The organism is Halorubrum sp. SD41 (assembly GCF_058630335.1).
In genome coordinates, this window is the sequence record NZ_JBZVGZ010000003.1 from 102,141 (window position 1) to 122,109 (window position 19,969).

Genomic DNA, 19,969 nt, shown 5'->3' on the forward strand with positions numbered 1-19,969 from the left:
ATGACGAAACAGCCACGCAAACAGCGAAAACGGTCGGAGACCGCGCCGCTCCACGAGCGGCAGAACCAGGTCCGGGCCACCCTCACCGAGGATCTCCGCGAGGAGTACGGACAGCGGAACGTCCGCGTCAACGCCGGCGACACCGTCGAGGTGCTTCGCGGCGACGCGGCCGGCACGGAGGCGGAGGTCGTCTCCGTCGACCTGTCCGCCGAGCGGATCACGGTCGAGGACGTCACCGTCGAGAAGGCGGACGGGGAGGAGGTTCCCCGCCCCATCCCGGCGAGCAACGTCCGGGTGACCGAGCTGGACCTGGAAGACGAGCGCCGGGAGGCGCGGCTCCAGGAGGACAACGAATGACGCGACACCAGAAGCGACTGTCGGTACCGAACTCCTGGCCGGTCGAGCGCAAGACGGACACGTTCACCGTGAAGGCGGGCGCGGGCCCGCACGGCGAGGCGGGCGTTCCGCTCGTCGTCCTGCTGCGGGACGTGCTCGGCTACGTCGACTCGACGAAGGAGGCGCGCTACGCGCTGAACAACGACTCGATCCTCGTCAACGGGGACGCGGTCTCGGACGAGCAGCGTCCGATCGGGATGTTCGACATCCTGGCGTTCCCCGAGCGCGGGGAGTACTTCCGCGTCTTCCCCGACGAGGGCGGTCGGCTCGCGCTGACCTCCGTCGACGAGGAGGCCGCGGGTAGCCGGCTCGGGAAGATCACGAACAAGACCGTCGTCCCCGGCGGGGTCGTCCAGCTGACGCTCCACGACGGGACGAACGTCCGCGTCGACGACGACGCGGACTACGACACGAACGACTCGATCGTCGTCGACAACGAGACGAAGGAGATCGTCGCCCACTTCGAGTACGAGGAGGGCGCCCTGGTCACCGCCGTCGCCGGCCAGCACGCCGGCCACATCGGCGAGATCGACGACATCGACGTGACGCTCGGCTCCGGCGACAACACCGTGACCGTCGCCAGCGACGACGGCGGCTACGAGACGGTCGAGGAGTACGTCGTCGTGATCGACGAGAACTTCACCGACGACGACGCCGACGCGGCGGGTGATTCGGATGAGTGAAGCCGAGAGCGCCGACCACGAGATGCGCGAGCCGTACCTCGAGAAGGTCGTCGTGCACATGGGCGTCGGGCAGGGCGGTGAACCCCTCGCCGACGCCGAGCAGATCATCGAGGAGATCACGGGCCAGCAGTCGGTCCGGACCACCTCGAAGCGCACCATCGCCGAGTTCGGGATCCGCAAGGGCGACCCGATCGGCGTGAAGGTGACGCTGCGGGGCGAGGACGCGCACGCGTTCCTCGAGACCGCGCTGGATCTGGTCGAGATCGGTCGGAGCCAGTTCGACGACACGGGTAACCTCAGCTTCGGGGTCGAGGACCACACCGACTTCCCGAGCCAGGAGTACGATCCCAACACCGGGATCTACGGCCTCGACGTGACGACGACGATCGTCCGTCCCGGCTACCGCGTCTCGAAGCGCGACAAGGCGACGGGGACCATCCCCGCTCGCCACCGGATGACAGCCGAGGACGCGGCCGCGTTCCTCGAAACGAACTTCGACGTCGAGGTAACCGAATGAGCGAAGCGAACAACGACACGGGCGAGCACGCCGCGAAGCGCACCGACTCCCGGCACACGTGCCGGCGGTGCGACCGCGAGCAGGGACTCGTCGGCAAGTACGACATCAACCTCTGCCGGCAGTGCTTCCGCGAGGTCGCCCGAGACATGGGATTCGAGAAGTACAGCTGATCATGACGGGAAACGATCCATTCACCAACGCGCTCGCCGGCATGGACAACGCCGAGAGCGTTGGCCACCTGTCGTACACGGTAGAGCCCGCTTCGAACATCATCGGCTCCGTCCTCGAGGTCCTCTACGACCGCGGGTACGTCGACGGCTTCGAGTACGTCGACGACGGGAAAGCCGGGAAGTTCGAGGTCGAACTGAAAGGCGCGATCAACGAGTGTGGCGCCGTCAAGCCCCGCTACTCGGCGGGAGCCGACGAGTTCGAGAAGTGGGAGAAGCGATACCTCCCCGCCCGTGACTACGGGACGCTCATCGTCACGACGAGCCACGGCGTCATGAGCCACTACGAGGCCCGCGAAGCGGGCATCGGCGGCCAAGTGATCGCATACGTCTACTAACAATGAACAGAGTCGAAATCGAGATTCCGGACGACGTCTCCGCCGAGACCGACCACCTCGAACTCACCGTCGAGGGGCCCAACGGGAGCGTCACGCGACGCCTCTGGTACCCCGACGTCGACGTTGCCGTCGAGGACGGCGCGGTGGTCATCACCTCGGAGAACGAGGACGCGAAGACCAACGCCACGGTCGGCACCTTCGAGAGCCACGTCGCCAACATGATCCACGGCGTCACCGACGGGTGGGAGTACACGATGGAAGTGTACTACGCCCACTTCCCGATGCAGGTGAACGTGGAGGGCGACGAGGTCGTCATCGAGAACTTCCTCGGGGAGAGCGCCGCGCGGCGCACCCCGATCCGCGGAGACACGGACGTACAGGTCGACGGCGAGACGGTCACGCTCTCGGGCTCCGACAAGGAGGCCGTCGGGCAGACCGCCGCCGACATCGAACAGCTGACGAAGGTGACCGACAAGGACACGCGCGTCTTCCAGGACGGCGTGTACATCGTCGAGAAGCCCACCGGAGGTGCCTAACCAATGGCAGACGAACTGGAAGACATCAGCGGCGTCGGTCCCTCGAAGGCGGACGCGCTTCGCGAGGCCGGCTACGAGACGGTCGAGGACGTGAAGGCCGCCTCCCAGTCGGAGCTCTCCGAGGTCGAGGGCGTCGGCAACGCGCTCGCCGCGCGTATCAAGGCCGACGTCGGCGGACTGGAGGTCGACGAGGAGGCGGACGCGGAGATCGAAGACGAGACCGACGAGGAGGAGGCCGACGAGGCCGAATCCGACGAGGAGGTCGAGACGGAGCTTCGTCCCCGCGGCCACGCCGACAAGACGCCGGAGCTGGACGACGAGACCGCTCGCGCGCTCGCACAGAAGCACCGCGAGGGGAAACCGCAGTTCAACCGGCAGGACTACCACAAGAAAAAGCGGATCCCGACGTCGTGGCGCAAGCCGCGGGGCGGGCTCTCCAAGCAGCGCCGCCGCATGAAATCGAAGGGGCCGGTCGTCGAGGCCGGCTTCCGCTCGCCCAAGGCGTCGCGCGACCTGCACCCGAGCGGCTTCGAGGAGGTCCGCGTGCACAACACGGACGACCTCGAGGGCGTCGACGGCGACACGCAGGCGGTGCGTATCGCCTCGAAGGTCGGCGGTCGCAAGCGCGAACTGATCGAAGACGAGGCGGAGGAGCGCGGCATTCGCGTGCTGAACCCGACCTACGTCGAGGTGGAGGTCAACGATGAGTGATCTGAAGGCGCAGAAACGGCTCGCAGCGGACGAGCTGGACGTCGGCAAGGGCCGCGTCTGGCTCGACCCCGACGCACAGGAGGAGATCGAAGACGCGATCACCCGCGAGGACGTCCGCGAACTCATCGAACAGGGGACGATCCGCGCGAAAGACGAGAAGACGAACTCGCGCGGTCGCGCCCGCGAGCGCGCCGACAAGCGCTCGTACGGGCACCAGTCCGGCGCCGGCTCCCGCAAGGGTCGCTCCGGCGCGCGACAGGACACGAAAGACGACTGGAAGGCGCGCATCCGCGCGCAGCGGGCGCGCCTGAAGGAGCTTCGCGACGAGGAAGACGTGCTCGACGCCTCCGAGTACCGCACGCTGTACAACAAGGCGAGCGGCGGCGACTTCGAGGACGTCGCCCGTCTCGAGGCGTACATTCGGACGCAGTACGGTTACGAGGTGACGGACTAATGGCGACAGGACCACGATACAAGGTGCCGATGCGGCGCCGCCGCGAGGTCCGGACGGATTACCATCAGAGGTTGCGCCTGCTGAAATCGGGCAAGCCTCGCCTGGTCGCTCGGGTGAGCAACGCTCACGTCAGGGCGCAGCTGGTGACCCCCGGACCGGACGGCGACGAGACCCACGCGGCCGCCTCCAGCGAGGAGCTCGGCGAGTACGGCTGGGACGCCCCCACGGGCAACCTCCCCAGCGCGTACCTCACCGGCTTCCTCGCGGGCGCCCGCGCCGTCGACGCCGGCCTCGACGAGGCCGTCCTCGACATCGGGCTCAACACGGCGACGCCCGGCAACAAGACGTTCGCGGTACAGGAAGGAGCGATCGACGCGGGCCTCGAGATCCCGCACAACGACGACGTGCTGGCCGACTGGTCGCGCACGCGCGGCGAGCACATCGCCGACTACGCCGAGCAGCTCGACGAGCCGCTGTACAGCGGTTCGTTCGACGCCAGCGAGCTACCCGAGCACTTCGATTCCGTGCTCGAGACAATCCAGGAGGACCATGAGTAGACACAACGACGGCTGGGAGCCGCGGACGCGACTCGGCCGCAAGGTACAAGACGGGGAGATCTCGTCGATGGAACAGGCGCTCAACTCCGGCCTCCCGCTGAAGGAGGCGGAGATCGTCGACCAGCTCCTCCCGGGGCTCGAAGACGAGGTGCTGGACATCAACATGGTCCAGCGCATGACCGACTCCGGCCGCCGCGTGAAGTTCCGCTGCGTGGTCGCCGTGGGCAACCGCGACGGCTACCTCGGCTACGCGCAGGCCCGCGACGACCAGGTCGGCGGCGCGATCCAGAAGGCGATCGACGTCGCGAAGCTGAACATCATCTCGGTCGACCGCGGCTCCGGCTCCTGGGAGGACCAGCCCGGCGGCACCAACTCCCTGACTCGCACGGCGACGGGGAAGGCCGGCTCCGTCACGGTCGAGGTCAAGCCCGCCCCGCAGGGGCTGGGCCTCGCGGCCGCGGAGACGGTCCGCAACATCTTGGAGCTCGCCGGCGTCGAGGACGCCTGGACGAACTCCGACGGCAACACGCGCACCACGGTGAACCTCGCGAAGGCGACGTTCAACGCTCTGGAGAACGCGGCGCAGTCCCGCACCCCCCAGCACGCGCGTGAGGTCCACTACGACGAGGTGAGCGAGTGATGCAGGCGCTCGTTCAACTCCGCGGCGAGGTCAACCTCGGGTCCGGCGTCGAGGACACGCTCGACATGCTGAACATCGGGCGCGTCAACCACGCGACGTTCGTCCCCGAGACGGACTCGTACCGCGGCATGATCACGAAGGTCAACGACGTCGTCGCGTTCGGGGAACCGAGCGTCGAGGCCGTCGCGCGGACGATCGCGCGGCGCGGCGAGCCCGTCGAGGGCTCGGCCGACGTCGACGACGAGTGGATCGACGACAACACCGACTACGCCGACCTGGAGGCGCTGGCCGAGGCGCTCGTCGACGAGGAGACGACCCTGCGCGAGCAGGGCCTCTCGCCGACGCTGCGGCTCCACGCGCCCCGCGGCGGTCACGAGGGCATTAAACACCCCGTGATCGAGGGCGGCGAGCTCGGGAAACACACCACCGAGGAGATCGACAGTCTCCTGGAGGCGATGCGATGACGAGCAAGAAACGACGACAGCGCGGCTCTCGGACGCACGGCGGCGGCACGCACAAGAACCGGCGCGGCGCCGGACACCGCGGCGGCCGCGGCGCGGCCGGCCGCGCGAAACACGAGTACCACAACTACGGCCCGCTCGGCAAGCACGGGTTCAAGCGCCCCGAGGACGCTCAGACGGAGGTCCTCGAAGTGAAGGTCCAGAAGCTCGACGAGGACGCGGCGCTGTACGCCGCGGACGGCCTCGCCGAGGAGGACGGCGACGCGTACGTCTTCGACGCGCGCGACGTCGTCGAGGACGGTCACGAGGCGGACGTCGTGAAGGTGCTCGGCGGCGGGCAGGTCCGGAGCGAGCTTCACGTCACGGCCGACGCGTTCACGGCCGGTGCGGTCGAGCTCATCGAGGAGGCCGGCGGCGAGGCGACGCTCTCCGAGCGCGCCGAAGAGCCCGCTGACGAACCGGAAAACACTTCCGACGACGAGAACGACGAGGCGTAACATGAGCTGGAAGGAGGCCGCCGAACCGGTGCTCTCGCGGATGCCCGTCGTGGAGCGGCCCGCGGGACACGTCCCGTTCAAACGGAAGCTCACGTGGACGGCCGGAGTCCTGATCGTCTACTTCTTCCTGACCAACATCAACCCGTTCGGGTTGGCGGTCGGACAGGGGTCGGACTTCTTCGGGCAGTTCCGGTCGGTGCTCGCCGGCTCGTCCGGGTCGCTGTTACAGGTCGGTATCGGACCGATCGTCACGGCGTCCATCGTCCTCCAGCTGTTGGGCGGTGCGAACCTCCTCGGGCTCGACACGGAGAACGACCCGCGTGACCAGGTCCTCTACCAGGGCCTCCAGAAGCTGCTGGTGATCATCGTCTCGGCACTGACGGCGGCGCCGATGGTGTTCACCGGGAGCTTCCTTCCGGCCGACGCCGCCGTCGGTGACGCGCTCGGCATCGGCACGTTCGGCGTGCAGGTGCTGATCTTCGCGCAGATCTTCGTCGGCGGCATCCTCATCCTGTTCATGGACGAGATCGTGAGCAAGTGGGGCGTCGGTTCCGGCGTCGGGCTGTTCATCATCGCGTCGGTGAGCCAGCAGATCGTCGGCGGCTTCTTCAGCTTCTCCGCCCTCGGTCCCCCCGGCTTCTTCGCGAGCTGGTACGGCGTCATCGTCGGCGACGTGCCGGCCTCGCTGTCGCCGTTCACGACGGAGGGGCTCCAGAACCTGCTGTTCGATCCGGGCAGCATTCTGGCGCTTTTCACCACCGTGTTCATCTTCGGGATCGTCGTGTACGCGGAGTCGGTCCGCGTCGAGATCCCGCTGTCGCACGCCCGCGTGAAGGGCGCCCGCGGCCGCTTCCCGGTGAAGCTGATCTACGCCTCCGTCCTGCCGATGATCCTCGTTCGCGCGCTGCAGGCGAACATCCAGTTCCTCGGCCAGATCCTCTCCTCGCAGTGGGCGGGGATGCCGGCGTTCCTGGGCGAGTACAGCGCGCAGGGCCAGCCCATCTCCGGGCTGTTCTACTACCTGAACCCCATCCAGAGCCGCAGCCAGTGGATGTGGTTCCTCGGGGAGATCCCGGCGTCGGTCGAACCGTGGATGATCGCGGTCCGGCTCGCCGTCGACCTCACGTTCATGATCGTGGGCGGCGCCATCTTCGCGATCTTCTGGGTCGAGACCACCGGCATGGGGCCGGAGGCGACCGCGAAACAGATCCAGAACTCCGGGATGCAGATCCCCGGGTTCCGCCGGAACCCGCAGGTCGTCGAGAAGGTGATGGAGCGGTACATCCCGCAGGTGACCGTCATCGGGGGCGCCCTCGTCGGGTTCCTCGCCGTGATGGCGAACCTGCTCGGCACCATCGGACAGGTCTCCGGCACCGGGCTGCTGCTGGCGGTCTCTATCACGTACAAGCTGTACGAGGAGATCGCCGAAGAGCAGCTGATGGAGATGCATCCGATGATGCGCCAGATGTTCGGCAACGAGTGAGAACGGCTTGAACGCCAGCGGGCGTTCTCGGGGTTCTTACGCCCTTTTATTGGTACGGATTGGCTGACCCCGAAGCTAGTTTTATTTCGAGTACCGGCTATCCCCCACTCTGGCCGTTGATTGCTCTCTACGCGTGTTTCGCGACGTCTTCGAGGTCGAACAGCCGTACGTCGTCGCGCTCGGACACGGCTTCCTGAACGGATCGTGTCGCACCGTTTCGAGTGAATAACGCGTACGTGGTGTCCCTCTCACCGCTGTTCGGCGTCCAGCGGATCTCGGCGGCGTGGTCTTCGAGCGAGGAGAGCGCTCCGTAATCGAGCGGTGCGTTCGTGAACTTACACTCCCCGGCGACCATCGTTCCGTCCGTGGTGAATCCGACGACGTCGACCTCGTGTTCCTTGTACCACCAGCGGCCGATGTCGAGGAACGTTTCGTCCGGGTAGAGCTCCGGAAGTGCGTCGCGGCAGAGCCGCTCGAACTCGTGGCTCACGAAGTCCGGGAGTTCGGGTTCGATGACCGCGTCGTAGGCGTCCGCCCCGAGGCGTTCGTATCGATCTTCCTTGCCGTAAACGAAGCGGAACCAGAACCGAAACAGCGGATCGAGGATTCGATAGCGTCCGCGGCGTGACTTCGCCTTCTCTTCGGTGATCGGTACCTCGCGCTCGATGAGCCGCAGCCGTTCCAACTTCTGTGTGTACGTCGATATCTGCTTCCCGTCGATTCCAATCGCTTGCGCGATCTCGTTCGACGTCGTCTTTCCCGCGGCGATGGCGGTGAGGATCGCGAAGTATCGGTTCGGGTCCGTGAGTTCGGTGCGGAGCACGTACTCCGGTTCGTTATGTAGGTATCCCTTCTGGGAGAGGAGCTCCTCGGTGAGAACCGTTCCGAGGTCCCGTCCGAGATCGACGCCGTCGAGATAGTACGGAACGCCGCCGAAGATCCCCCACGTGAAAATCCGCTCTTCGGGCGAACACGCGTCCGGAACGAACGCCTGTGCGGCAGCGAAATCGAGGGGCCGGAGATCGAGCCGTTCCGTGAATCGGCCGTACAGGGGACTACTCCCGAGAAGCGTCGCTTCTTCCATCATACTGATCGACGACCCGACCAGCACGAGCGTTCCCGAGGTGTCCTGGAGCCGTTGGTCCCAGAGTCGCTGAATTACCGAGGGGAGGCTCTCGTCGGCGTCGATGAGGTAGGGGAATTCGTCGAGGACGACGATGCCGTCCTGATCGCCCAGATACCCGAGCAGCGCTTCCCAGTTCTGTTTGATCCGCGTGATTCCGGGGAAGGTTTCGGCGGCGACGTCGACGAACTCGTCGAGCTGTACCTGAGCGGTGGTCTCCGTGGCCTGATAGACCACCGCGTCGTCACGATCGGACAGCGAGTGCTGGACGAGCTGCGTCTTCCCGAGGCGTCGCCGGCCGAACACCACGGCCATCTCTGCGTCGTCGGACTCGTAGCAGTCGCGGAGCCGAGCGAGTTCGTCGTCCCGATTCACGAAGCGGTCCATACCCCTCCTCCATCGGGGCGAAAAATAATACTTCCGAATAGGCTATTTTAAAATAGGCTATCTTGAAGTAGGCTATTTTGAAATAGGCTATTTGGGGACCCCAGTCAGGCGGGTAGCTCAGACGGCGACCGCTCACGGAAAAAGCTCGACCAAAAAGCGCGACCTCGCTCCGCTCGGTCGCGTTCGACCGATCCCATCGCTCAGTACGGACGAATCAATGAGCGCCAGCTATCACGGTGGCGCGTGCCTGCGAGCGGCCGCCCTCGGCGGCCGCGAGACAGCACCGCGCGAGGGAGTCGGTGGTCCGGAGCGAAGCGGAGGACCACCGACGAGGCTGGGGAGGCGTGAGGCTGCGGTGCTGTGCGGTGCGGGGTGGGACTCAAAGGGGCAGTCGCGAGCGCGACGTAGGCGACGCAAGCACTGGAACGAGGGAGCGAACGCAGTGAGCGACCGAGTAAAGCGCGCAGCGAGCGTACGTCGCGCTCGCGACTGGGGCTTTGGAGGTTCACCGCCGATCTGTGGTCAACTATTCATAAGCGAGCGACTGGGGCTTTGGAGGAGTTCACTGCGGCAACGCCGGTCACTTATAAAAGCGCGACCTCGCTCCGCTCGGTCGCGTCGACGACTACTCCGCCACCGCCGCCTCGACGATCTCGATCTCCTCCTCGGTCAGGTCGTAGAGGTCGTAGACGATCTCGTCGATGAGTCGGTCGGTCTCTGCGATCTTCGCGTCGAGTTCGTCGGCGCGCGCCTTCGTCTCGACGTAGCGGTCGAGGTCGTCGGCGACGTCGTCGGGGTCGGGCAGCGTGATCGCCTTCAGGCGGTCGACGAGCGAGTTCGTCTTGGTGGCGTTGTCGCGGAAGCCCGCGATCTCGTCGTCGACGGCGGATCTGGATGGCACCATCGGGCAGGTCTCCGACTCGGAAGACTTCTTCCGCCAACCCAACAGCGTTCGGGTCTGCTAAACACTAAGTTGCCTCCGTTTGATTCTGTTACTAAATGATCTCTCTCCCTCCGCTCGTCGACAATACCGATAGGACGGTCGAGGACGTCTACAAAAAGATAATTCCGCAAACTGAAGAAGCGCGTATCGCAACCGGCTATTTCTATCTCTCCGGATTTAATCTGTACCGCGAAGATCTCGAACAGCTTGCTGACCCCAATGAGCTCGGTCACGCTCCGATTCGTATCCTGATGGGTCGGCAGACGAACCGGAGTACCGCAGACGAAATCGGAGAGGGACAGAACCTGCGCGATGATCTCAAAGACGAGGTCGAACAGAGTATCGAGGAGCTGAACAACGCGCAGTTGGACCGGTTGGACCGCCTGCGAGATTTCATAGCGGAAGACAAAGTTAGCGTCCGCGTGCGAAATCCAGAAAACGGATACTTCCACGCGAAAGGAGCCTCGTTCAGAGCGCCACGCGACGATGACGACTGGGAGATTGATGATGATACAGACACGCGTCCGTGTGCCACTGTCGTCGGGTCGTCGAACTTCACCGCCAGCGGGCACCGGAACAACATCGAACTGAACCTCACGAGCCAGGACAGACGCGAGGCGGAAGCGTTCGAAAACTGGTACGACAACCAGTGGGCGAACGCCGAGGACTTCAGCGAGGAGATCATCCGGATCATCGAGAACAGCGACAAGTTCCAAGACTGGCAAGAACAGCAGGAAGACGAGCCCGACGACGACGAGACGCCTGACGGCTTAGGAACGTACATCGAACCGTTCGAGCTGTACAAGCTCCTCGCGTACGACGAACTCAGCGGGAACGTCAACATCCGCGACAGTCCGCTGTACTACTTCCAGACGCTCGGATACGAGAGCGCGAAAGAGAAGCTCTCCCAGTTCAACGGGTGTATCATCTCCGACTCGGTCGGTCTCGGGAAATCGTTCATCGGCGGTGAGCTCCTCCACGACTACCGCCAACGCGGCGATCGCTGTCTGCTGATCGTGCCGGCGAACCTTACCGAACAGTGGGAAGACCTACTTCAGGACGACACCGACGAAGACGGGAACCCGTACTTCGGTCTCGAAGTGGATGGAACTCACCTTGATGTGATGAGCATCAGCAAGTTCCAGAACCTCGCGTACGAAGAGGTACAGAATCTCAGAGATGCCTTCGACGTGGTGCTCATCGACGAAGCCCATCGGTTCCGGAATCACGGCAAATGGAAACCGACCCCGGACCACGATGACGATTACAAGGGAACTCGCCGACATGCGAACCTTCGTGAACTCCGCGGGAAGACGATGATAATGCTGACTGCGACGCCGATCAACAACTCCGCGACCGACTTGGAGAACCTCATCAGTCTGTTCACCAGTTCCGAGGAACTACGGAACAAGGCGTCGCTGGACTTCGGTGCGTTCGAAGAGTATATCGAACTCTCCGAGACGCGAAAGAAGATCGCTGCCGGAAAAGAGGAGACCAGTGACGAAAAGCTACAGAGCATCACCGAGCAGCTTCAGCGCCACTCCGAGGAGATCTCGAAGATCCTGAACGAGGTGATGGTGCTTCGGACGCGGAAACACGTCAAAGACCAGATCCAAGACGAGGAGGACTTCGAGATGAGCTTCAAGCCGCCGACGCTCAACAAGGAGCAGTACTCGCTCCCGCCGGCGTACCAGCCGGTGTACCGGATGTTGCCGGACGTGATGGACGCGCTCCACCTCCCGCACATCACGGTGAAGAACCCGAAGGCGGGCGGGACGCTGAAGGCGCTGTACAAGCTGAACCTGCTCAAGCGGCTGGAGTCGTCGACGTACGCGTTCGTTCAGTCGATCCAGACGCTCCACCAGAGCGAGCGTCGGCTGCTCGGGCTCCTCGACGGACTCCCCGAGGAGAAGAAGATCGACCTGTTGCGCGCAGCGCAGGACGACGAGCAGGCAGAGACGCTTGACGACTTCGTGGAAGGAGGCGACGCCGCCGAGGACCTCGAACAGACGCTCGAAGAGTTCGGCTTCGACACGACCGTGGTTCGCGCGGACGAGGACACGGAGACCGACACTCCGGACGAACTGGCGGACGCGACGATCGGCGAGGTGAAGGCGTACATCCGAGAGGACCTGACGCTGCTCGCGTACTTCCTGTCGCAGTTCATCGGCGACATCGCACAGGACTCCGGCGACGTGAGCGACCAGGCCGTTGCGACGAGACAGTGGCTTCACGATCACAACGCCGGCGTTCTTCCGGACGTTCCGGAGGAGGAGTTGAACCCGATCCTCTACCCGCGAAGTGACCTGAGCGACGTCGACGGAGCGACCCGGGAGTTCTACGAGGCGGTGTTCTCGCTTCGGGAGTTCCGCGATCCGAAGGTCGAGCGGCTCACGGACGTTCTCAACGGCTACGACGACGAGAAGGTCCTCGTCTTCACGCAGTACCGCGCGACCGCGGACTACGTCCATCGGACGCTGCTCGACGACCCCGACTCGCCGCTCACGGAGGCGAACAGCGCGGTCGTCAAGGGCGGCGACGACAACAAGCAGGACGTTATCCAGCGGTTCGCACCGGAGGCGTCGGGGTACCAGCAGACGCTCGCCGAGTCCGGCGAGGACGAACTCCAGTACGTCATCGCGACCGACACGCTCTCGGAGGGGGTCAACCTTCAGGACGTGTCGGTCCAGATCTCGTTCGACCTGCCGTGGAACCCGATGCGGATCGTTCAGCGCGTGGGGCGTATCGACCGGATCGGGAGTACCGCCGAGAAGTACGTCCACAACTTCTACCCCGACGGCGACATCGAGGCGGCGATCAAGCTGCTGAAACGGCTTCAGGCGAAGATCAACGACATCGCGCTGATCGTCGGCAAGGAGAACAACATCCTCGACCCGAACGAGGACCAGATCCTCGAACAGACCGGCGTGGAGACGGAGAAGACGATCGGCGAGCTCCAGGTGGACGAGATCGAGGACTCGCTCCAGAAGTCGCGGGAGGTCGACGACGTGAACGAGCTCGACGACACGAGCAAGAACCCGCTCCTCCGCAACGCGGGGAGCAACGAACACGCCGCCTACGAGCGGTTCCTGCTCAAGAAAGAGCTGAACGAGGAGTTCGGCCTCTCCGAGGACGACTTCGAGTACGCCGCGGACTACTTCGAGGAGTCGCCCGCGGAGCGCGAGCGCCTGTACACGAACGTCACCGACCACGAGTCCGGGCCGCGTCCGGGCGTGTTCGGGCTCGCGCACCTCTGGTTCGACGACGAGGACCGCGACCCGCCCTTGGGTCGCGTTCGGCGGGCGTTCTACTATAAGCCGTTCGCGGACGAGGTGAAGGAGCGCCCCGTCGGCACGCTCAAAATCGATCCCGGGGTGAGGGGTGAACCGATCACGGGCGACGCTGACAACGTCCTGTCCAACCGAGAGGAAATTCAGGAGGTCCTCGACGAGCGGTTGGAGGCGATTCGGGAAGGGCAGGTGGAGGGCGCGTTCAAACAGGGGGATTCGTTCTCGAAGGAGCAGGAGACGATTCTGGACTTTATCGCACACTACCTACGACCGAATCACGGGGAGAAGTCGGTCCCGACTGACGAGTATGATACGCTTGACGAGTGGGCCGAGAATCTCAGTGAACGGCTTCAAGATGTGAAGTTAGCCAATACTGATGAGGATCGTATTCTCCGAAATACATTCCGATACGAGGACCAGTACGACTCGTTCCCAGACTGGCCACCTGTCGAATTCCTACAAGTATTGGAGGATTTCTTAGAAGAGAACGTTGAGGTTTCAACTGAGTTTCAAGATACGCTTGTAGGTGAGAGTGAAGTTTGCGCCCGGTTGATCTGTTGGGGTGTAGTAGGGAGTTAGTCAGGCTTCATTTCGTTAGATTCGAGAGAGAGCGTCTTGCTCTTCCTCGTCCAACCCGAAGATTGCTGCTGCGAGCTGGTTGTTTAGGATCTCTAGTTGTCTAATATCATCATCTGAGAGTGATTCATACTCTTCGATAATCTTCTTTGACACTACCCGTAGCATATTAGCTGCTACCGTGTTAGTCTCCTCTGAGAAACTCCCTAACCTTTCGATCCCCTGAGTCCTAATCGACCGGGCTAATTCCTCGTATTCACCTTCGTGCTTGTCCAGCACTCTCCTGAGATCGGCGCAGAGCGCCTCTTGAATTTCTGGAAGATAGACGGGAGCAGCCTTCAATTGTTCCACTTCCATTTTCATGTAACCGCTGTTTTTTGGAGGACAGATTGGCTTAAGATACGAGAAAATTGACTGGGTATTTAATAGTCCAGTCAAGTAGTAAGGGTCTGTCTTCTGGGGTGTAATACCGTGAATAAATCCTGTAGAGAAGAGGTAACCATTCGTGTCGATACAAAAATGAGGCTCGTTCACCACAATATCCGTCACCACCTTTGTTTCCTCAAAGTAAGCGGGACTTCCAATTCGGGCTAATGAGTACCACGGTCTACCAAGTTGCTTCCAAGTCCGTCGAGAGTCCTTTCGCCCGAGGAGTTTCTCCTTATATTCTTTCAGCAATTCGTAGGACGTGGGATATTCTGATTCAAAAGTATCCTCGTTAATTAATTCGTACTCTTCGTTCACCGAATTATAAGGGAAGAAGGTTACCTCCTTGGGGGTTGAAACGTTCCACCGATTCACATAATCTGGAGTGATTATCCGTTTCCAAATACCGGGGTTTACTGTGCCGCTGATTCTGCTGTTTTCAATTGTGTAGCCTTCTGGTTCCTCAGATACGATGTCCGCCTGTAGTGTGGTGTTTTGTCCAGATTTTAGTGGGCTACCGACTGTAAAGAGTTCCTCGTCGCCCAGCGTCGTGTCACTTCTATCTAAAATTTTCTCACGCGCGGCTCGCTCGTTTTCTGTCAGGATCAGCCAACGATCGCTTCCAAGCGTGTCCACGGGAAGGGTGAACTCCACGATGTCATCTCGTTCGTCCCAATTGAAGGATGTAGACACAACCTCTTCGACAGCCTCCTGGGACCGAATTGAGACACAGTTTATATCTGTGCCTACATGGCGGCTGCCGAACAGGATCGTGCTGTAGATTGTGACCTCATCGAATGGAGAATAACCGGTGAAGTCGTAGATTTGCTCAAGTCCATATTTCTGAGGAAGGGTCTCTCGGAGCGACTCTCCATATTCCGTATTCATGAACTGGTTTGAGGTGATGAAGCTGGAGTGTCCCTCCTGAGTCAGTAGTTCAAACGAGCGTTCGATGAAGGGAACGTAGAGATCACACCGACCAGTAGCGGTGTCGTGTAGGTCTTTGTAGATATCTCGCTGGAGTTCATCTACGCTTTCGATGCGGACATACGGCGGATTCTCAAGAACAACATCAAACCCGTCAGACGCGTCGCCCCTGTCATTATCCCCAATTGCGTCATACGCGTCCGGGAATTCCATTACCCAGTGGAACGGATCGATCTGGTCGATGTCTTCTTTAAGTAGACCCCGCTCCACGAAGGAGCGAGCCAGCTGATCCGCAGGTACAATCTCGAATATCTCTTCGGGTTTTCCGGCCATAGCATCGCGGTTGCCCACCTCCAGATTTGCCGCCTTTTTCCACGTGCGGAAGCCCAAATCGTTTAATTTCTGATCGAGATCGTCGTTGATTTGATCGGAGAATTTGAGCTTGAGCTTGACGGATCTGTTTGAAGCTGAGATAATTTCCCGAAGCTCCTCTGGTTTGGAAATATCATCTTCTACTTTGGTATCCGGCAGGTCAGCGAACCATTCGTTCAACTGAGCCTGCATCTCATCATGGAGGTTTTCAAGCTCCCCCCTGAGGTGAGAAATATCCTTTTCAGCATTTCTGTAAGTCTCGATGCTCTCTCGGTACTCTTCGAGATCTTCCTTCAGTAGCTCGGTGATGAGAAGTTTTTGACCGTCAACAGCGACCTCTGTACTCTCAAAGCCGATAAGAGAGTCGCCCGATCGGATGTTGAAGTCGATATTTGGTAGCGGCTCAACCTCACTCGGCTCATCCTGAATGTTTGCGACCATCGATAGCCAAAGACGAAGTTTACAAATCTCGACTGCACCGTCATCGATATCCACTCCATAAAGATTATTCAGAATAGCCGTACGTTTCGCGTACAGCGGTGCCCCAGCTTGGCCCTTATTAATTTCTTCCAGTTCATCGCGAGTATCTGAGTCTAACTCCCAGCCTTTCCCCTCCGCTTCGAGCTGCTGGAAGTACTCGATACACTGGATGTAGATGTCCACCAACACGTCCTGCGCGGCGAGCAGGAACGCGCCGCTCCCGACCGCGGGGTCGAGGACGTGCGCCTCCTTCAGGATGTCGTGGTACAGCGTCTCCACGTGCTTCGTCTCCACGTTCTCGGTGGCCGCCTGCTGCGTCATCGTCCCGCCGTCAGCGACCGCCGCCTCGCCATCGCCGGCTTCGACCTCGGGGAACCCGAACACGTCGTCGATCTCGTCGTACTCGGCGTCGACGGCATCGTTGAGCTGATCGAGAAGGTACGGATGGATCGTCCGGCGAGACATGAAGCCGGTGATCTCCTCGGGCGTGTAGTACGCGCCCATCTCCTTCTGGTTCACCGTCTGCTCGAAGATGTGACCCAAGATCGCGGGCGAGAGGTTCTTCGGGTCGACGATGTCGAGCCGCTCGTCGACGTTCCAGTTCCAGTCCGACAGGAAATCTAGGATGTCGTCGAACAGCTCGTTCGTCTCCTCGGCGGACGCCCCGAGCTTCGCGTCCGGGAACTCCTCCTCGACGGGGTTCTTCGCGAACAGCCCGCCGTTCAGGTACGGGAGGCTCCCGAAGTCGGGATTCTGCTTGTCCTCCGCGAGGTAGTCGAAGAACAGCGGCCGGTAGAAGTTCTCGTACCGGTCCTCGCCGTCGTCGACGACGTCGCCGGGCTGCTCGTGGAGGTAGTTCGGATTCCGGTCCAGCAGGCGCTTCTCCTGAATGAAATACAGGAAGATCATCCGGTCGAGGATGACCTGAACGTACCGCTGCTTCGCGTCGCCGCGGTCGTCCGGGATCCCGGACACCTCCTGAACGAGGTTCGTCCGGAGCTCCTCGAACTCCTCGTAGAACTCTTTGACGACCTGCTGGGTGTCGTACAGCGTGTCGTAGATCGCGGCGGAGGAGCCGTACTCGATAGAATTGAGCTTCTTCAGAACGGTGTTCTTCTCGCCGCTCTCGCTCGTGAACTGCGCTTTGGTGAACGAGATCTTCTGGTGTTTGATGCGCCCGTGCTGCTGTCCTTCCCAGCTCCGCATCCGCGTGAGGAAGGTGAACTCCTCGAAGTCGTTCGTGGCCACGAGGTTCGTGTGCCGAGAGCGGTTGTCCGGCTTGAAATCGGTCGCCGTCTCACCGGGACCCGCCTTGACCAACACGACGAACTCGTCGTCGGCGAGCTGAAGGACAAGCTCGTTGTCTGCTCCGAGCTTCGGACGCGGCTTCAGACCGCGTTTCTCGAAGGAGTCGGCGATATCCTGGAGAGAATCCCAGCCCGCGATATCCTTCTTAGTAATCTGCTGGACTGACATGGATCTGGGGACTCTCGTTACTCGTATGAAAGTATGGGAATCCGCTACTACCGTCCCGGCCTACCGACGTGGACCACCAGTTCACCACGAACCGTGAGACCGGGCTGTCTTCTCACGAGCGCGGCACTGCGCTGCTTGGATGTACGGGCATGTGATGGCGGAGGAACGCCCCTCGGGCGTCCGATCTGATCCGATCCGGATTAAAAACGGATTTACCTACGACCCGCTCGACCGCTCGTCGTCCTCGTCGTCCTCGTCGTCGTCCCCGTCGCCGACCGTCTCTTCGACGGTCTTCTCGACGGTCTCCTCCACCTTCTCGCCGACCGTCTCCTCCACGGTCTTCTCGACCGTCTCTTCCACTTTTTCGCCCACTGTCTCCTCGACGGTCTTCTCGACTGTCTCTTCGACCGTCTCCTCGACGGTCTCGCCTACCGTCTCTTCGACGGTCTCCTCGACCGTTTCGCCGACCTTCTCTTCGACCGTTTCGCCGACCTTCTCTTCCACGGTCTCGCCCACTTTCTCCTCCACCGTCTCGCCGACCTTCTCCTCGACCGTCTTCTCGACGGTCTCCTCCACCTTCTCGCCCACCGTCTGCTCGACCGTCTCGCCCACGGTCTCCTCGACTTTCCCCGTGACCTCCTCGCTGACGGTGTCGCTGACGTCGTCGGCCACCTCGCTGACCTCCTTGTTGACGGTCTCGCCGACGCTCTTCTCGACCTCCTTGCTCACCGTCTCCTCGACCTTCTCGCCGACGGTCTCCTCGACGGTCTTCTCCACTTCCTTGCTCACCGTCTCGCCGACCGTCTTCTCGACCTCCTTGTTGACGGTCTCCCCGACGGTCTTCTCGACCTCCTTGTCGACGGTCTCGCCGACGCTCTCCTCGACCTGCTTGCCGACCTGGTCCGCGACCTCGCGGGTCATCCAGTCCGGGTCGAACCGGGCCATCTTCCAGACGACGTGGATCACGTACGAGGCGAACACCCCGATCCCGAACGCGATGGCGACGTTGAACACCGGCAGCGTCGCGATGAGCACGATCGACAGGACGATCAGCGCGCCGTACGCGATGTCGGTTATCGCGTCCACCCGCGCCGGACTCACCATCCTCGTCCCTCCGTGTCGTCGTCGACTGCGCCGGACTGTCTTCGCGTGGCGTCTCCGTTCATACGTTTCAGTTCCGCGCCCACGGCGTAAAAGCCTCTCATTGTCGCCGCCGACCGCCGCGTCCGACGCTCCCGCGGCTCGCCGCCCCCGGAGCGCGGCCCTTTTAGCCCGGATGACCGAACCGAGCGTATGGACATCGAAGAGGGCGGACTCACCGTCTCCGTCCCGGAGGCCCGCGACGGCGCCAGCGAGGGCACCGGCGGCGGCGTCTTCTTCAACCCGACCCAGGAGCTGAACCGCGACGTGACGATCGCGACGCTGCGCGCCTACCGCGACCGCGAGCCGCGCGCGGCCTCGTACCTCGACGCGATGGCCGCCTCGGGGATCCGGGGCGTCCGCGCCGCCGCCGAGGGGTATCAGGTTACCTGCGCCGACGTCGACGCGGACGCGGTCGAGCTCGCCGCCGCCAACCTCGACGCCAACGGCCTCGACGGCGAGGCGGTCCACCGCGACGTCAACGCCCTCCTGTACGACGAGGGCCCGTTCGACGTCGTCGACCTCGACCCGTACGGCACGCCGATCCCCTTCGCGGACGCGGCGTTCGCCAACGGCCGCAACCTGGTCTGCGTCACCGCCACCGACACCGCACCGCTCTGCGGCGCCCACCTCAACAGCGGAATCAGAAAGTACGGCGCGGTCCCGCGCAACACCGACTACCACCCGGAGATGGGGCTCCGGACGCTGATCTCCGCGCTGGTGCGAACCGCCGCCCGCTACGACAAGGCGGCGACGCCGATCCTCTCGCACGTCTCGCGGCACTACGCGCGGACCTACCTCGAACTGGAGTCGGGCGCCCGCGCGGCCGACGACTGCCTCGACGGCGTGGGGCACGTCGACCACTGCGAGGACTGCCTCTGGCGGGAGGCGACGCCGGGACACATCGCCGACCCGGTCGACGCCTGCCCGGAGTGCGGGAGCGACCGCGTCCTCACGGCGGGCCCGATCTGGCTCGGGCCGGTCGCCGACGCCGACTTCGCGCGCGCCGTCCGCCGCGAGGTGACGGACGACATGGGCGAGGCGAAGCGCGCGCGCAAGCTGCTCGGCACCGTCGCGCGCGAGCTCGACACCCCCACGCACTACGACCAGCACCGGCTGTACAAGGAGTGGGGCGAGCCCGCGATCGGCATGGAGGAGTTCGTCGAGCGCCTCCGCGGCGCCGGCCACGAGGCGAGCCGCGCGCACTACCGCGGCACCGCCGTCAAGAGCACGGCCTCGATCCCCGAGATGCGCGAGGCGGTCCTCGGCGACGACGCGGACTGACGGCGCCGTTCCGGGCGACCGCGGCCGCTTCCCGCGGTCGGCACC

The 19,969-nt window shown here is 62.8% G+C and carries 18 protein-coding genes and 1 pseudogene; 15 read left to right on the top strand and 4 right to left on the bottom strand.

The window, feature by feature from the left end:
* The 13 genes from rplX to secY are packed head-to-tail and all read left to right on the top strand — an operon-like array spanning position 1 to position 7,500.
* A complete protein-coding gene (gene rplX / locus AC4NMM_RS01990; protein WP_004597427.1) occupies positions 1-357 on the top strand; it encodes a 50S ribosomal protein L24 in 357 nt (118 codons plus the stop codon).
* Positions 354-1,079 (top strand): 30S ribosomal protein S4e, encoded by a 726-nt coding sequence (locus tag AC4NMM_RS01995; protein WP_096394492.1) that lies wholly within the window; start codon positions 354-356, stop codon positions 1,077-1,079. Before rplX ends, AC4NMM_RS01995 begins: the two co-directional genes overlap by 4 nt.
* Positions 1,072-1,596 carry a 50S ribosomal protein L5 gene (locus AC4NMM_RS02000; protein ID WP_491923405.1) on the top strand — a complete coding sequence of 175 codons (525 nt, stop codon included), beginning with the start codon at positions 1,072-1,074 and terminating at the stop codon, positions 1,594-1,596. The genes AC4NMM_RS01995 and AC4NMM_RS02000 overlap by 8 nt, the downstream gene beginning before the upstream one ends.
* Entirely contained in the window at positions 1,593-1,766 is a 174-nt protein-coding gene (locus tag AC4NMM_RS02005) for a 30S ribosomal protein S14 (protein ID WP_004597423.1), read from the top strand. Before AC4NMM_RS02000 ends, AC4NMM_RS02005 begins: the two co-directional genes overlap by 4 nt.
* 2 nt (positions 1,767-1,768) lie before the next feature.
* Positions 1,769-2,161 carry a 30S ribosomal protein S8 gene (locus tag AC4NMM_RS02010; protein ID WP_004597419.1) on the top strand — a complete coding sequence of 131 codons (393 nt, stop codon included), beginning with the start codon at positions 1,769-1,771 and terminating at the stop codon, positions 2,159-2,161.
* A 2-nt stretch (positions 2,162-2,163) separates the two neighbouring features.
* Positions 2,164-2,697, top strand: coding sequence for a 50S ribosomal protein L6 (locus AC4NMM_RS02015; RefSeq protein WP_096394494.1), 534 nt, complete (start codon positions 2,164-2,166; stop codon positions 2,695-2,697).
* A gap of 3 nt (positions 2,698-2,700) precedes the next feature.
* Positions 2,701-3,408 (top strand): 50S ribosomal protein L32e, encoded by a 708-nt coding sequence (locus tag AC4NMM_RS02020; RefSeq protein ID WP_096394495.1) that lies wholly within the window; start codon positions 2,701-2,703, stop codon positions 3,406-3,408.
* A complete protein-coding gene (locus tag AC4NMM_RS02025) occupies positions 3,401-3,862 on the top strand; it encodes a 50S ribosomal protein L19e (RefSeq protein WP_096394496.1) in 462 nt (153 codons plus the stop codon). The genes AC4NMM_RS02020 and AC4NMM_RS02025 overlap by 8 nt, the downstream gene beginning before the upstream one ends.
* The gene (locus AC4NMM_RS02030) at positions 3,862-4,419 is read left to right on the top strand and encodes a 50S ribosomal protein L18 (RefSeq protein ID WP_096394497.1); all 558 of its coding nucleotides are present in this window, start codon (positions 3,862-3,864) and stop codon (positions 4,417-4,419) included. Before AC4NMM_RS02025 ends, AC4NMM_RS02030 begins: the two co-directional genes overlap by 1 nt.
* The gene (locus tag AC4NMM_RS02035; protein ID WP_096394498.1) at positions 4,412-5,059 is read left to right on the top strand and encodes a 30S ribosomal protein S5; all 648 of its coding nucleotides are present in this window, start codon (positions 4,412-4,414) and stop codon (positions 5,057-5,059) included. Before AC4NMM_RS02030 ends, AC4NMM_RS02035 begins: the two co-directional genes overlap by 8 nt.
* Positions 5,059-5,523, top strand: coding sequence for a 50S ribosomal protein L30 (locus tag AC4NMM_RS02040; protein WP_096394499.1), 465 nt, complete (start codon positions 5,059-5,061; stop codon positions 5,521-5,523). Before AC4NMM_RS02035 ends, AC4NMM_RS02040 begins: the two co-directional genes overlap by 1 nt.
* Positions 5,520-6,017 carry an uL15m family ribosomal protein gene (locus AC4NMM_RS02045; protein ID WP_096394500.1) on the top strand — a complete coding sequence of 166 codons (498 nt, stop codon included), beginning with the start codon at positions 5,520-5,522 and terminating at the stop codon, positions 6,015-6,017. Before AC4NMM_RS02040 ends, AC4NMM_RS02045 begins: the two co-directional genes overlap by 4 nt.
* Position 6,018: 1 nt before the next feature.
* Complete coding sequence (secY, locus tag AC4NMM_RS02050; RefSeq protein ID WP_096394501.1) at positions 6,019-7,500, top strand: preprotein translocase subunit SecY; 1,482 nt, start codon at positions 6,019-6,021, stop codon at positions 7,498-7,500.
* Positions 7,501-7,627: 127 nt separating this feature from the next.
* Here the strand turns inward: secY and AC4NMM_RS02055 are convergent, their stop codons facing one another.
* Together AC4NMM_RS02055 and AC4NMM_RS02060 are read right to left on the bottom strand one after the other, a co-directional pair.
* Positions 7,628-9,010 carry an ATP-binding protein gene (locus AC4NMM_RS02055; RefSeq protein ID WP_096394502.1) on the bottom strand — a complete coding sequence of 461 codons (1,383 nt, stop codon included), beginning with the start codon at positions 9,008-9,010 and terminating at the stop codon, positions 7,628-7,630.
* 625 nt (positions 9,011-9,635) lie between these two features.
* Positions 9,636-9,896: pseudogene (locus tag AC4NMM_RS02060) on the bottom strand (restriction endonuclease); the annotation flags it as partial.
* A 113-nt stretch (positions 9,897-10,009) separates the two neighbouring features.
* Between AC4NMM_RS02060 and AC4NMM_RS02065 the strand changes: the two are divergent.
* Complete coding sequence (locus AC4NMM_RS02065) at positions 10,010-13,822, top strand: helicase-related protein (protein WP_491923406.1); 3,813 nt, start codon at positions 10,010-10,012, stop codon at positions 13,820-13,822.
* A gap of 15 nt (positions 13,823-13,837) precedes the next feature.
* Here AC4NMM_RS02065 and AC4NMM_RS02070 read toward each other — a convergent pair whose 3' ends face one another.
* Positions 13,838-17,500, bottom strand: a complete 3,663-nt coding sequence (locus tag AC4NMM_RS02070; protein WP_491923407.1) for an Eco57I restriction-modification methylase domain-containing protein — start codon at positions 17,498-17,500, stop codon at positions 13,838-13,840.
* 216 nt (positions 17,501-17,716) lie between these two features.
* Positions 17,717-18,604, bottom strand: a complete 888-nt coding sequence (locus AC4NMM_RS02075; protein WP_096394504.1) for a hypothetical protein — start codon at positions 18,602-18,604, stop codon at positions 17,717-17,719.
* A 189-nt stretch (positions 18,605-18,793) separates the two neighbouring features.
* Between AC4NMM_RS02075 and AC4NMM_RS02080 the strand changes: the two genes are divergently transcribed.
* Complete coding sequence (locus tag AC4NMM_RS02080; protein WP_491923408.1) at positions 18,794-19,924, top strand: tRNA (guanine(26)-N(2))-dimethyltransferase; 1,131 nt, start codon at positions 18,794-18,796, stop codon at positions 19,922-19,924.
* Positions 19,925-19,969 lie beyond the last annotated feature (45 nt).